This window comes from Agrobacterium sp. CG160-95, assembly GCF_053521725.1.
The window spans coordinates 217418-230785 of sequence record NZ_JBNWDU010000007.1; the positions used below are offsets into that span (position 1 = coordinate 217418).

Genomic DNA, 13368 nt, shown 5'->3' on the forward strand with positions numbered 1-13368 from the left:
TGTTTTCCAGCCTTGCACGAGGCCATTATGACTGAAAATCTGATCGAGCTGCGCCATATCGGCAAGCGGTTTGGCGGCGTGAAGGCGCTCGACGACGTGTCGCTGAGCATTCGCCCGGGAGAAATCCATTGCCTTGCCGGTGAAAACGGTTCCGGTAAATCCACCGTCATCAAAATCATGTCCGGGGTTTACACGCCCGAGGACGGCGAGATTCTGATCGACGGGAAGCCTGTTGGCAAACTCGATCCGGTAAAATCCGTTCACCACGGTATTCAGGTGATCTATCAGGATTTTTCGCTGTTCGGTAACCTGACGGTCGCCGAAAACCTGGCGATCAATACATTCTTGATGGAAGGCCGCAAGACGGTCGACTGGCGACAGGTTCGTCAGCTGGCTCAAAAGGCGTTGGACCGCCTCGGCGTGAGCATCGATCTTGATGCGGATGTCGAAAGCCTGCCCACGTCGGGCAAGCAGATCGTGGCGATCGCCCGCGCTCTCATGGCCGATGCGCGCCTGATCATCATGGATGAGCCGACGACGGCGCTAACGCGCCACGAGGTCGATGCCCTGTTCAAGATCGTGCGCGATATTCAGGCGCAGGGCATTGCCGTTCTCTTTGTCAGCCACAAGATGCGCGAGATGCTCGAAATCAGCGAGCGCCTGACCGTTTTCCGCAACGGCAAGAAGGTTGCCGAAGGACCGATTGCCGAATTCGACGAGCCGGCAATCACACGCGCGATGACGGGGCAGGAACTGACCGCCCACAGCTACCAGTGGGCTCCTCGGGAGGGCGCCGACATGCCGGTGCTGGAAGTGCGCAATCTCTCGGTTCCGGGTTCGGTGGAAAATGCCGACCTGACGCTGAGGCCGGGCGAAATCGTCGGTATTTCGGGCTTGATCGGTTCGGGTCGTACCGAACTTGCACTGGCGCTGTTTGGCATGCGCCCTGACTTTACAGGTTCAGTGCGCCTTGCAGGCCGCGAGGTTCACCCGAGGACCGTTCAGGAAGGTATTGCCTGCGGTGTCGCTTATGTTCCGGAGGACCGCCTGACCGAGGGGCTATTCCTGACACAATCGATCGAGCGCAATATCATTGTCACGTCGATTGAGAAATTTGTCCGCGGTCTTTTCATCAATCGTAAAAAGGCCGACGAAACGACCCGCGATATGTTCTCGGCCATGCAGATCGTGGCGCCGGGACCGCACACGCCGGTCAACCATCTGTCCGGCGGCAACGCACAGCGCGTGGTTCTGGCCCGCTGGCTGCTGACGGGCGCCAAAGTGCTGATCCTGAACGGCCCGACCGTCGGTGTCGATGTTGGTTCCAAAGCACAGATTCATAACATCATCCGCAAACTGGCCGAAAAGGAAGGCCTGTCCGTGCTGATGATTTCCGACGATGTCCCGGAACTGGTGCAGAACTGCAATCGCGTGGTGGTTATGCACCGCGGCCGTTTCGTTGACGAATTGTCCGGAGAAGGCATGACCGAAGACGCCGTTAATGACCGGCTCAAGACGCTGAATTGAGGGGCCGCAAAACATGAAATTCTTCAGAAGCACAGAGTTTATTATAGCCGGCGTCTTGCTGGCGGCCATGGTCATTATTGGTACTATCAACCCGGCATTCTGGTCGCTGGACAACATTTTCGGGCTGCTGCGTTCCAATGTCGTGATCGGCATTATGGCGCTCGGCGTCCTGCTGGTGATGATTTCGGGCGGTATCGATGTTTCGTTCACGGCCTTTGCCATTGCAGCGATGTATCTGACTGTGCGCGCCATGGTCTATCTCGGTTATGACGGCGTGCTCGTTCCCTTCGTTGCGGCAACGCTGATTGGGCTGGCTCTTGGTGCGTTCAACGGTTTCATTATCCACCGTTTTAGGATGATCCCGCTGATCGTGACGCTTGGAACCGGATCGATCGTGCGCGGTCTGGTTCTCGGCCTCGTCGGCACCAGCATCGTCAACATCAACAAGATGCCAAAGGAACTGATCGGATTCGGCAAAACCGACGTCATCTCGCTGACGTCGGCCACGGGATCGACTTTCGGCCTGACCGCGATGTTTGTGGTCTATATGGGTCTGGCATTGGTTATCCACCTCGTCCTCACCTACACCATGATCGGGCGCAGTGTTTATGCCTATGGCGGCTCGCCCGAAGCGGCCAAGCGCGTTGGCTTCAATACGGGCGCGACGATCTTCTTTGTCTACTGCGTTGCCGGTGCGCTGGCAGGTTTCTCAGGGCTGCTGCACTCATCGATGATCTGGCTTGCCAACCCGCGTGACTTTGTCGGTCTCGAACTAGACGTGATAGCGGCCGTGGTTCTGGGCGGTGCATCGATCTTTGGCGGACGCGGCACGGTTCTCGGCACCTTGATGGGCGTGTTCATGCTGGTGATGGTCAAAAACTCACTGATCATCATGAAGGTGGACACCACCTGGCAGCGCGTCGTGGTCGGCCTGATCATCATCATCGCCACCGCCATCACCGCATGGCGCGATCGCAAAAGCATAGCGTAACGGGAGAGCGCATCATGAAAAATTCGTTCGATATGCGCCGGCTTCTCGGCAACGACAACAACATCCTTCAGCTCCTTGTGATCACCGTCATCGTCTTCGCGCTGATGACCTGGATGAACCCCGGCAAGTTCCTGAATTATTACAACTTCGAGTCCATCAGCTATATCATGCCCGAACTGGGGATCCTCTCCATCGCCATGATGATTGCCATGCTGACCGGCGGCATCGATCTTTCCGTGGTGGGCATTGCCAATCTGGCGGGTATCATCGCTGGCGTCTATTTCCATTCCACCATGGTTCAGGCAGGGCAGTCCTCTACATCGGGCATGGTGTTCTACACCGGTCTTGGCATCCTGCTCGCCATGGCAGTCGGCTTGCTGGCCGGTTTGGTCAACGGCCTGCTGGTCGCGAAACTGCGCATTACGCCGATCCTTGCCACGCTTGGCACAGGCCAGGTCTTGATGGGGCTGGCACTGGTGATGACCGGCGGGCCGGCAATCGTCGGTTTTCCCGATGCATGGAACTGGATCGGTAACGGTAAAATCTTCGGCATCGCGACTCCGTTCCTGCTGTTCGTCGCCGTGTGCATCATCGTGGCTATCCTGCTGACGCGCTCGACGCTTGGCATCAACCTGATGCTGATCGGGACCAATCCGCGGGCCGCAGTGTTTGCCGGCATCCGCAAAGATCGCATGATGCTGTATTCCTACATGCTGACCGGCGTTCTGGCGTCACTGGCGGGGATCATTCTGTCCGGCCGAACCAACGCAGCGAAATCCGACTACGGTGCGTCCTATCTGTTGCAGGCGGTGCTGATCGCGGTACTCGGCGGCACCAATCCCGCAGGCGGGAAGGGGCGGGTTCTTGGCATCGCCATCGCACTGATCGCCCTCATGCTGCTTTCCTCCGGCTTCCAGATGATGCGGTTCTCCAACCACCTTATCGACTTCATCTGGGGGGCATTCCTCATTCTCGTCATCGCCATCAATGCGTGGCGCAACCCCGGCAGGTGACCCCATGCAGGCGACGGAATTTCATCTCCGCAGGCAGGACTTTACAGACGTCCCGTATCTTCTGGCGGCAACGGGCGGGCTGCAGATTACAGCCTTCCGGTATCCTACCGGCATCGAGGCGCTGCAGTTAGACAATCGCCACGGCCGGATCGTCATCTTGCCCTTCATGGGTCAGATGATCTGGAGCGTGGCGTTCAACGGCGTCGACCTGACCATGGGAAGCCGCTTTGCCATGCCACGACCGGCAGGTTCAATCGTCGAGACCTATGGGTGTTTTGCATTCCACAGTGGCATGCTGCGCAATGGTTGCCCGTCGCCGCAGGACAATCACCCCCTGCATGGTGAAATGCCCTGTGCCGCCATGGACAAGGCCGGTTTTGTCATCGGTCACGACGCGCGCGGCGCCTATGTTCGGGTAACAGGCGAAGTTGAATATGTCATGGGCTTCGGCGCCAATTATCTTGCCCGCCCCAGCGTGACTTTGCATGCTGAAGACACGCTTTTTGACATGGTCATGGATATCCAGAACCTGTCATCAGCGCCCATGGACCTCATGTATATGTGCCATGTGAACTTTGCTTATGCCGAGGGTGCGCGGATCGTTCAGCCCGTGCCGTATACGCCGGAGCAGGTGAAGGTGCGCACGGCCGTGCCCGGCCATGTGACGCCAAACCCCGATTATCTTTCCCTGCTGGAGACGCTGGCAAAGCAGCCTTCAGCCATGGAAGTGCTTAACGAGCCGCAACGTTACGACCCCGAACAGGTGTTTTACATTAACGGCCTGCCGACGGACGGCGAGGGGCTTACGCATCTGATGATGCAGCGGCGTGAGGGCGATGGCTTTGCCATCTCCTATCCGCTTGCCGCCTTCCCGAAGACGGTGCGCTGGATCCTGGTGAATGGGGATTCGCAAGTTGCCGCATTTGCCCTGCCGTCGACCTGCGAGCCGGAGGGCTATCTGGCGGAGAAGGCCAAGAACAACGTGCAGAGCCTGGCACCGGGCGAACGCAGGGCGTTTCCGGTGCGGCTCGGCTATCTCGATTGCGCTGCCGCCGATCAGTTCGGCGCCAGGATCAGCGCCCTTTGAAACAGGATATCCAGGGAATTTCGGCATGAGCAAGAAAATCGGGGTCGTAGGCTCCAACATGGTCGACCTTATCACCTATGTGAACCGTATGCCCGGACCGGGCGAGACGCTCGAAGCTCCCGCCTTCGAAATGGGTTGCGGCGGCAAGGGCGCCAATCAGGCGGTGGCTGCGGCGCGTCTTGGCGCTGACGTCATGATGGTCACCCGGGTCGGTGACGATGTCTTCGGCGACAATACCATTCGCAATCTCGAGAGCTTCGGCGTGGATACGCGTCACGTGGTGAAGGTTGCCGGCAAGTCCAGTGGCGTCGCGCCGATTTTCGTCGAGCAGTCGGGCGAGAATTCGATCCTCATCGTCAAGGGCGCCAATGCCGATCTTCTGCCGGCAGAGGTCGACAAGGCGGCCGCCGATCTGAAACAGTGCGGCCTGATCCTCATGCAGATGGAAGTGCCGGTTGAGACAGTCTATCACACCATCGAACTTGCGGCCCAAAACGGTATCGAGACGATCCTCAATCCTGCGCCCGCCGCTGCCAATCTCGATCCGGAGCGTATTCGCCAGGTAACGTTCCTCGTTCCGAACGAGAGCGAGCTGGCATTACTGTCCGGCTTGCCGACCGAGACCGACGAAGCAATCATCACTGCCGCCCGTTCCATGATCGCACGCGGTATCCGTACCGTCATCGTGACGCTGGGCGGACGTGGCGCGCGCATGATTACGTCAGATGAGATCGTCAATATCGAGCCCGTCAAGGTAACGCCGAAAGACACCACCGGCGCTGGCGACGCCTTTATTGGCTCCTTTGCCCGCTTTTATGCCGAAACGGGAGAGGTCGTGTCCTCACTGAAGAAGGCATCTCTCTATGCGGCGCATTCCATCACCCGTCCCGGAACACAGAAGGCCTACGCCAGCATCGAAGAGTTCGAGGCATTCTGCCGCGAACATGACCATGCCGCAGCCTGACCAGAAGAATGGACAGAAAATGAGCGAAGCATTCCCCAGAAACAACGGCACGGCTCTCAAACCGGAATGGTTTGAAGATGTATCGGTCAATCGCAGTGCCTCTGAACGGCGGGCAGCAACAATCACCACCCGGCGCTCGGTCAAGAAGGAATATCAGGTTGCCTGGCAGATCAAGGCGATTACCTGCATCGATCTGACAACGCTGTCCGGCGACGACACGCCCGGTCGTGTGCGCCGCCTGTGTGCGAAAGCGCGACGTCCGGTCAGGGACGACATTCTTGAGGCACTCGGTCTTGCTGACGCCGGTATCACAACCGGTGCCGTCTGCGTCTATCCGACCATGGTGTCTCATGCCGTCAAGGCGCTGGAAGGCACAACTATTCCGGTCGCATCGGTGGCGACGGGCTTTCCGTCCGGCCTCACTCCGCTACCGCAGCGGCTGGCAGAAATCCGCTATGCCGTCGAGCAGGGCGCTAAGGAAATCGATATCGTCATTACTCGCGAGTTCGTTCTGACGCAGAACTGGCCAGCACTTTATGATGAGATCGCCGCGATGCGTGAAGCCTGTGGCGACGCCCATATGAAGGCTATCCTGGCGACGGGTGATCTCAATACGCTGACCAATGTCTATCGCGCCTCGATGGTGGCGATGCAGGCGGGGTCGGACTTCATCAAAACCTCGACCGGCAAAGAAGAAGTCAACGCCACTCTGCCGGTCAGTCTGACCATGGTGCGTGCGCTGCGCGACTACGGCGAACTGACTGGCCAGATGGTCGGCTTCAAGCCTGCAGGCGGCTTGAAGACAGCGAAGGACGCGTTGTCATGGCTGACGCTGATGAAGGAGGAGCTGGGCAATCGCTGGTTGGAACCGGACCTGTTCCGCATCGGCGCCAGCTCGATGCTTGGCGATATCGAGCGCCAGCTCGAACATTTCGTAACCGGTCGCTATTCCAGCGCTCACCATCACGCTGCCGCATAAGGACTGAAAAAATGCGACCCATCAAGGACATTTTGGAAACCATGGAGTATGGACCTTCCCCCGAAGCCAATGGTGATGTGAAACAGTGGCTCGACGCGCATGGACGCTCGTTTGGACATTATATCAACGGCCGGTTCGTTTCTCCGGAGGGCCGCGAGACCATTTCCGTGTCAAACCCCGCGAACGGGGATAAGCTGGCGGAAATCATTCGCGGCAATGAGGAAGACGTCGATCAGGCGGTCAAGGCCGCCCGCACGGCCTTCGCAAAATGGTCGAAGCTGTCGGGTCACGAGCGCGCTCGTTACCTCTATGCCATTGCCCGACATGTACAGAAGCGCGAGCGCTTCCTGTCCGTTCTGGAAACGATGGACAACGGTAAGCCGGTTCGCGAAACCCGCGATATCGACATCCCACTCGTCGCCCGCCATTTTTACCATCACGCCGGATGGGCCGAAATGGTGGAAGACGAGTTCCGTGGTTTCTCGCCGGTCGGTGTTTGCGGTCAGGTGATCCCGTGGAATTTCCCTCTGCTGATGTTGGCCTGGAAGATTGCGCCGGCGCTTGCTGCCGGCAATACCGTGGTACTTAAGCCTGCAGACCTCACACCGCTGACCGCTGTCGCCTTTGCGGAAATCTGCCACGAGGTCGGCCTGCCCGCCGGTGTCGTCAACATCGTGCAGGGCGATGGCTCGACAGGCGCTGCAATCTGCGGCCATGACGGCGTCGACAAGGTTGCCTTCACCGGCTCGACCAAGGTCGGTCGCGTTATTCGCGAGCAGATTGCCGGTTCGGGCAAAAAGCTGTCGCTGGAACTGGGCGGCAAGTCACCATTCATCGTTTTCGAGGATGCAGATCTCGATGCGGCGGTTGAAGGTGTTGTTGACGCGATCTGGTTCAATCAGGGCGAAGTCTGCTGCGCCGGTTCCCGCCTGCTGGTGCAGGAAGGTATTGCCGATAAATTTTATGCACGGCTGAAAAAGCGGTTGGAAACCCTGCGGGTCGGCGATCCGCTCGACAAGTCGACCGATGTCGGCGCGATTGTTTCGGCCACGCAGGTGAAACGCATCACGGATCTGGTGCGCAAGGGCGTGGAAGAGGGCGGTGAACTTTGGCAGAGTTCCAACCCGTTGCCGGCCACCGGCAATTTCGTCGCTCCCGGCTTCTTCACCGAAGTCGATCAGGCATCGACGGTTTGTCAGGTGGAAATCTTTGGCCCGATCGCTGCGGCGACCACCTTCCGCACGCCGGATGAAGCCGTTTCGCTGGCCAACAATACCCGTTACGGCCTTGCCGCCTCCATCTGGTCGGAAAACATCAATGTCGCGCTTGATCTGGCCGCCCGCGTCAAGGCAGGTGTAGTCTGGATCAACTGCACCAACATGCTCGATGCCGGTGCAGGTTTTGGCGGCTACCGCGAAAGTGGCTTCGGTCGCGAAGGTGCGCGCGAGGGGCTTTACGAATATCTGGCGGCAGACTGGGAAAAGAGCCTGCCGGTTACAAAGCCCGCTGAATCCTTCACGCCATCTGCATTGCCGAACGCTGACAGCAAGATGGCGATTGATGGCCTTGATCGAACCATGAAGAACTATATCGGCGGCAAGCAAGCCCGCCCCGACGGTGGCTACAGTTATTCGGTGACCGGCAAGGGCAACGCCGTGATTGGCATGGCCGGAATAGGCAGCCGCAAGGACATCCGCAATGCTGTGGAAGCAGCGTCCAAGGCAGGCAGCTGGAGTTCCGCAACCGCCCATAACCGTGCGCAAGTGCTCTATTATCTTGCAGAGAACCTCGATGCACGGCGTGACGAATTTGTCGCCCGCATCATCGATAGCACCGGTGTCAGCGAAAAGAAGGCGAAGGACGAAGTCGACGCATCTCTGCGCCGTATTTCCTATTATGCCGCCCAGGCAGACAAGTTCGATGGCGCCGTGCACTCCACCAAGTCGCGTCACGTCACGCTTGCCATGAACGAGCCTTGGGGCATCGTCGGGATCATTTGCCCCGATGAGGCACCCCTCCTGTCGCTGGTGTCGCTGGTGCTGCCTGCAGTAGCGATGGGCAATCGCGTTGTGGTGGTCCCGTCGTCTCGCCATCCATTGATTGCCGGTGATTTCTACCAGGTGCTGGACACGTCGGATATGCCCGGCGGGGTCATCAACATTGTGACCGGCGAAAGCGATCTGCTTGCAAAGACACTGGCCGAGCATGATGACGTTGCGGCTGTGTGGTATTTCGGCTCGACCGAGGGAAGCGCGATGGTCGAGCGGGCTTCTGCGGGCAACCTGAAGGCCACCTGGGTCAATAATGGCCGTCAGCCCGATTGGCTAAATCGCACCGAAGCGCAGGGTCGTGATTATCTGCGCAGGGCGATCCAGGTGAAGAACATTTGGGTGCCATACGGAGCCTGACCGGCATTGTGCACGGGCGACAACTGACAAGATGGCTTACGGAGGCCAACGGTCTCCGTAGGTTTTTTGAATTATACTAATTGCTGCAACCGCATCTTTGCCCTGTTGGCCAACCTGGAAACGTCATTGGCGCAACTTCTGGGTTTCGAGCGGAACGAGCAAGCTAATAAACGGTTGAAAACCGTCGATTTAGTAAAGATCGCTCAGGGCCTTGGCGCCGATCTGGCGCCACAGCCAATCGCGGCTTGCTACGAAATCTCATATCAAAGCGACGCCGACAAAAATCGAACACAAGGGACGCCCCGTTGTCTCCAATAGGTTAGCCGTTCAGGGCGACTCCCAAGGTACAACAGGATGGTCTATTTCTTTTGATTGCCAGCAAAAGCGGCCGTCAAGCCAAGACCGATATACACGAAACCACTGACCCAGCGTTCAGCCTTCAGGTACGCGGGACTGCGCTTCAGCCACTTGCCGGCCGTGCCGGCGGCAAGTGCGTAAGAGCTGTCCGTCAGAACGCCAATCGCTGTGTAAACAAGCCCGAGAAAAGCGATCTGCATAGCCACATGGCCACGATTGACCTCAACGAACTGCGGCAAGAAAGCCAGAAAGAATAGTGCGGTCTTCGGATTGAGGAGATTAACGATAAAGCCCTCACGAAAGAGGCGCATGCGGCTCCGTGTGGGTAAATCGCCCTCGACGCCGGGAATATCCGAGGGGCCAAAAAGCTTTTTGAGGCCAAGCCAGATCAGATAGGCCGCGCCGGCATACTTTACGACGCTGAAGGCGAGCGCGGATGATGCCAGGAGCGCCGACAACCCGACAGCCGCGGCGGCGACATGCACAAGCGTGGCCGTATGGATGCCAAGGATTGAAACGAGCCCCGCAGAGCGACCCTGCTCGACCGAGCGCGCGAAGATGTAAAGAACTGCCGGTCCCGGCACAAGAAGCAGCACCAGTGTAGCGCTGACGAACAGGCTGAGATTTGTTAAGCTGGGAATTACCAAATCCATGATTGTCTTGCCCCGTTTTATATTGCACGAACGATAGCATTGGGCTTGCTCCAATGCCATATCGTCGTCTGCGGCTTGACACTTTTATGGTTTCACATCGCGCCGATTCCTGGTTCCGGGCTCACATGAGCCGCTATGACCTGAAAGACGTCGACATTGTGCCGCCTTTTACTGATGCCATTTGACGAGAGGCTGATAGTGATGCGGCTGACGCATGACGACAAGGTCTTTTCGCCGGACGATGTTCGTCGGATATGGCGTGTCGAGATTGGTGGTATCGACAGCCGCAGCGGCAATCCCCTCCTCATCCAGGATCGCCGATTCCTGACGTGGAAAAGCAAAGGAATCCGGCCCGAATACCGCACTCTTGCCCAGATAACCCTTTTCCTGGTCCAGCACATTGGCGAAGGCGAAATAGACGTTGTTCTCGCCGCCGCGAACGCGAAGCGCATGCCAGTGGTAGGGATCGGCGCCCTTTGGGATCGGATAGTTGTGCGGGATTTTCGTACCGCCATGGCTGCCGGTGAAGGTGCCGGCGATCGCCGAAGGGCAGGCAACAAGATCGCATCCCATGAGTGAAAGCGAACGGATGGCTTCCGGATAAAGCGCGTCGTGGCCAATCGCCAGGCCCACCCGGCCAATGGCAAGGTCGTAGATTTTCCATTCGTCGCCGGCCGTTGCCCAACTGTCGGCGACGCCCAGATGCGTCTTGCGATAGCTGCCCACCAGCCCCTCCGGCCCTGCAAGGACCACGCTGTTATAGATCCTGTCTTCGTCCGCTTCGGCAAATCCGGCGACGATATAAAAGCCGAGCTTCATGGCCAGACGAACGAAGGCGGATACGGTGGGACCAGACAGCGGCTCCGCACGCGTTTGCGGGGCCTCAAGTCCGGTCAGCGACAGTTCCGGGAACACCAGAATGTCCGGCGCCGTTGTCGCCTTAGCCTCGTTTGCGAGCCTTGTTATGTGGGCAATATTGTCTGCAATGACCGAGGTTGGCGCGAACTGGGCAACGGCTGCACGCGATCTGCGTCCGCGCGGGATTGGCTGATAGCCATAGAGGCGGAAGTAATCGCCAGGGTTCCAGGTGAAGCTGTTGGTCATCATGTTCATGTAGAGCTCGGGCCGGCGCGTCTTGAAGACCGGTTCGCTTAAGACCTCGCGGCGACGGGCACGGGCAAGATCGACCTTGCCATAGGCAATTCCGTCGCCTGTGTCGATGGATGCGGCAACCGTTCCGTCGGGCTCGATCAGGCAACTTCCCCCGGAAAACTGCACGGTTCTTTCCAGACCCCACCGATTACTTTCGATGACATAGCAGGCATTTTCGAAGGCGCGGTTGATCCAGTAGGGAGCGGGCGCGCGCTCCTGCAGCCAGTTGGAGATGTGGCATATGATGTCGGCACCGGCCAGAGCCTCCAGCCGCGCCGTTTCGAAGAAGTGCAGATCCATGCACACCAGCATTGAAATACGTCCGATCTCCGTTTCGAAGACCTCGTGCACGATGTCGCCATTTGCGGCCCATTTTGGCTCGGCGATATAGGGATGCGACTTGCGGTGCCGACCAACGATGCCATCCGGACCGATCAGAACTGCCGTATTGTAATAGAGATCGCTCGCCGGATCGACTTCCGGCATGCCGACGACGATATAGCAGCGGTGTTTGCGGGCAATCGCCTGGAAAACATCGGTTGTCGGTCCGGGGATCGCCTCGACGAAGGGCTTCACCTCGGCCCTGTCGAACCAGCAATAGCCTGTCGTCCCCATTTCGGGGGTGACGATCAGGCGGGCGCCGGCCTGCGCCGCTTCCTCGCAAAGGGCGCTCAGCCGGCTGATATTGCGCGCCTTTTCGAACATGGTCGGTTCGAACTGGATAGCGGCGGCGGTGTAGCTTTGTGTCGGTGTCATGATTGTTCCCATTGTCTTATGAAAGGATGCGTCTTTTCAAACAGCCATATGCCTATGAACCAGCGCGTCGGAGAGCGCGTCGATGGCGCCGGCCGCGACCACACCTCCCTTCTCCAGCATGGCGAAGTGGTGAGAGGCATGCCGCGCAAATGCAACGTTCTGCTCGACGAGGATGATCGTCATGCCGATCTCGCGATTGAGCCGGATGATGATCTTTTCAATCTCCTCGACGATCGAGGGCTGGATGCCTTCATTGGGTTCATCGAGAAGCAGTACCTTCGGATCCGCGGCCAGTGCGCGGGCGATGGCGAGCTGCTGTTGCTGGCCGCCCGAAAGCACACCGCCGGGCCGATCAAGGTTGGCCATCAGATATGGAAAAAGCTCCGGCACCAGTGCCGGAATTTCGCGTTTGCGATCGGTGCGCGCAAAGGCGCCCATCAGGATGTTCTCGCGGATGGTGAAATCGGGAATGATCTCCCGGCCCTGGGGGACGTAGGCGATCCCGGCCCGTGCCCTCATATGCGTCGAAGATGAGCCTATGTCTTTCCCCTGCAGATGCATCTCGCCCGTCATACGGTCGGTCAGCGCCATCAGGGTTTTCAACAGGGTCGTCTTGCCGGTACCGTTGCGGCCAAGAATGCTGGTTACCTTTCCCGCCGGGATATCAAGCGTGACGCCGTGCAGGATATGGCTGCGGCCGTAGTAGCTGTGTACGTTTTTCAATGTCAGCATCAGGATATTCCTTTCGAACCGAGATAGGCCTCGCGGACCTTCGGATTGCTCTCGATATCCCCGACGCTTCCTTCGGCGAGCACCTCTCCCAGATGCAGAACGGTGATGCGTTCGGCGATTTCACGGACGAACCCCATGTCGTGCTCGACGACGAGGATGGTGTGGCGGCCTTTGAGATTTTTGATGATCTGGGCCGTCTTGCGGGTTTCGGCCTGGGTCATGCCCGCCGTCGGCTCGTCCAGCAGAACAACCTTGGGATCCTGGACGATGAGCATGCCCAGTTCCAGCCATTGCGTCTGGCCATGACTGAGATAAGCCGCAGTCACATTCTCCTCCGCTTCGAGGCCGGTGAGGGCGAGTACCTCATCGACGCGTTTGGCTTCGGCGCGTGAAAATCCAAACCGGAGATTGGCAAACACCGATGGATTGCGGCAATTGGCGACCTCCAGATTCTGCCGCACGGTGAGATCGCGAAAAATGCTGGGGATCTGGAATTTTCGACCGATCCCGGCGCGGGCGATCTTGTGTTCCGGCCAGTTGGTGATGTCTGTGTCGTAGACGAAGACCCTGCCTTTTGTGCTGCGGGTCTTGCCGCTGACCAGGTCCATCAAAGTTGTCTTTCCGGCGCCATTTGCGCCGAGCAACACACGCAACTCGCCATCGCGAACGGTAATGCTGACATTGTTGACGGCTCTGAATCCGCCAAAATCGACGCTGAGACCGTCGATGGTCAATGCGATTGCACTCAT

The 13368-nt window shown here is 58.4% G+C and carries 11 protein-coding genes; 7 read left to right on the forward strand and 4 right to left on the reverse strand.

The genetic code is table 11. From position 1 onward, the window contains the following. Window positions 1-27: 27 nt before the first annotated feature. Genes ACQZ63_RS22465 through ACQZ63_RS22495 form a run of 7 tightly spaced genes read left to right on the forward strand, consistent with a single transcriptional unit; the run spans window position 28 to window position 8969 of the window. Window positions 28-1527: a sugar ABC transporter ATP-binding protein gene (locus tag ACQZ63_RS22465; protein WP_003517010.1), complete on the forward strand. Its 1500-nt coding sequence runs from the start codon at window positions 28-30 to the stop codon at window positions 1525-1527. A gap of 13 nt (window positions 1528-1540) precedes the next feature. Further along, entirely contained in the window at window positions 1541-2518 is a 978-nt protein-coding gene (locus ACQZ63_RS22470) for an ABC transporter permease (protein WP_065660547.1), read from the forward strand. A gap of 14 nt (window positions 2519-2532) precedes the next feature. Next, window positions 2533-3531 (forward strand): ABC transporter permease, encoded by a 999-nt coding sequence (locus ACQZ63_RS22475; RefSeq protein ID WP_003517006.1) that lies wholly within the window; start codon window positions 2533-2535, stop codon window positions 3529-3531. Between the two features lie 4 nt (window positions 3532-3535). After that, window positions 3536-4618, forward strand: coding sequence for an aldose 1-epimerase family protein (locus ACQZ63_RS22480; protein ID WP_080850325.1), 1083 nt, complete (start codon window positions 3536-3538; stop codon window positions 4616-4618). Between the two features lie 25 nt (window positions 4619-4643). Then, complete coding sequence (gene rbsK / locus ACQZ63_RS22485; RefSeq protein ID WP_035200804.1) at window positions 4644-5582, forward strand: ribokinase; 939 nt, start codon at window positions 4644-4646, stop codon at window positions 5580-5582. Window positions 5583-5601: 19 nt separating this feature from the next. Next, window positions 5602-6561 (forward strand): deoxyribose-phosphate aldolase, encoded by a 960-nt coding sequence (deoC, locus tag ACQZ63_RS22490; protein ID WP_035201438.1) that lies wholly within the window; start codon window positions 5602-5604, stop codon window positions 6559-6561. A gap of 11 nt (window positions 6562-6572) precedes the next feature. Then, the gene (locus ACQZ63_RS22495) at window positions 6573-8969 is read left to right on the forward strand and encodes an aldehyde dehydrogenase family protein (RefSeq protein WP_173998665.1); all 2397 of its coding nucleotides are present in this window, start codon (window positions 6573-6575) and stop codon (window positions 8967-8969) included. 359 nt (window positions 8970-9328) lie between these two features. Here ACQZ63_RS22495 and ACQZ63_RS22500 read toward each other — a convergent pair whose 3' ends face one another. The 4 genes from ACQZ63_RS22500 to urtD form a co-directional block, all read right to left on the reverse strand. Beyond that, window positions 9329-9979, reverse strand: coding sequence for a LysE family translocator (locus tag ACQZ63_RS22500; RefSeq protein ID WP_013637548.1), 651 nt, complete (start codon window positions 9977-9979; stop codon window positions 9329-9331). Window positions 9980-10147: 168 nt separating this feature from the next. Next, window positions 10148-11899 carry a nitrilase-related carbon-nitrogen hydrolase gene (locus ACQZ63_RS22505; RefSeq protein ID WP_025591675.1) on the reverse strand — a complete coding sequence of 584 codons (1752 nt, stop codon included), beginning with the start codon at window positions 11897-11899 and terminating at the stop codon, window positions 10148-10150. A gap of 24 nt (window positions 11900-11923) precedes the next feature. Continuing rightward, complete coding sequence (gene urtE, locus ACQZ63_RS22510) at window positions 11924-12619, reverse strand: urea ABC transporter ATP-binding subunit UrtE (RefSeq protein WP_003516996.1); 696 nt, start codon at window positions 12617-12619, stop codon at window positions 11924-11926. Further along, window positions 12619-13368: an urea ABC transporter ATP-binding protein UrtD gene (urtD, locus tag ACQZ63_RS22515; protein ID WP_013637550.1), complete on the reverse strand. Its 750-nt coding sequence runs from the start codon at window positions 13366-13368 to the stop codon at window positions 12619-12621. The genes urtE and urtD overlap by 1 nt, the downstream gene beginning before the upstream one ends.

Coding starts and splice junctions, on each gene's coding strand:
- ACQZ63_RS22465 (WP_003517010.1), top strand. CDS start 28: ATGACTGAAAATCTGATCGAGCTGCGCCATATCGGCAAGCGGTTTGGC.
- ACQZ63_RS22470 (WP_065660547.1), top strand. CDS start 1,541: ATGAAATTCTTCAGAAGCACAGAGTTTATTATAGCCGGCGTCTTGCTG.
- ACQZ63_RS22475 (WP_003517006.1), top strand. CDS start 2,533: ATGAAAAATTCGTTCGATATGCGCCGGCTTCTCGGCAACGACAACAAC.
- ACQZ63_RS22480 (WP_080850325.1), top strand. CDS start 3,536: ATGCAGGCGACGGAATTTCATCTCCGCAGGCAGGACTTTACAGACGTC.
- rbsK (WP_035200804.1), top strand. CDS start 4,644: ATGAGCAAGAAAATCGGGGTCGTAGGCTCCAACATGGTCGACCTTATC.
- deoC (WP_035201438.1), top strand. CDS start 5,602: ATGAGCGAAGCATTCCCCAGAAACAACGGCACGGCTCTCAAACCGGAA.
- ACQZ63_RS22495 (WP_173998665.1), top strand. CDS start 6,573: ATGCGACCCATCAAGGACATTTTGGAAACCATGGAGTATGGACCTTCC.
- ACQZ63_RS22500 (WP_013637548.1), bottom strand. CDS start 9,979: ATGGATTTGGTAATTCCCAGCTTAACAAATCTCAGCCTGTTCGTCAGC.
- ACQZ63_RS22505 (WP_025591675.1), bottom strand. CDS start 11,899: ATGGGAACAATCATGACACCGACACAAAGCTACACCGCCGCCGCTATC.
- urtE (WP_003516996.1), bottom strand. CDS start 12,619: ATGCTGACATTGAAAAACGTACACAGCTACTACGGCCGCAGCCATATC.
- urtD (WP_013637550.1), bottom strand. CDS start 13,368: ATGAGTGCAATCGCATTGACCATCGACGGTCTCAGCGTCGATTTTGGC.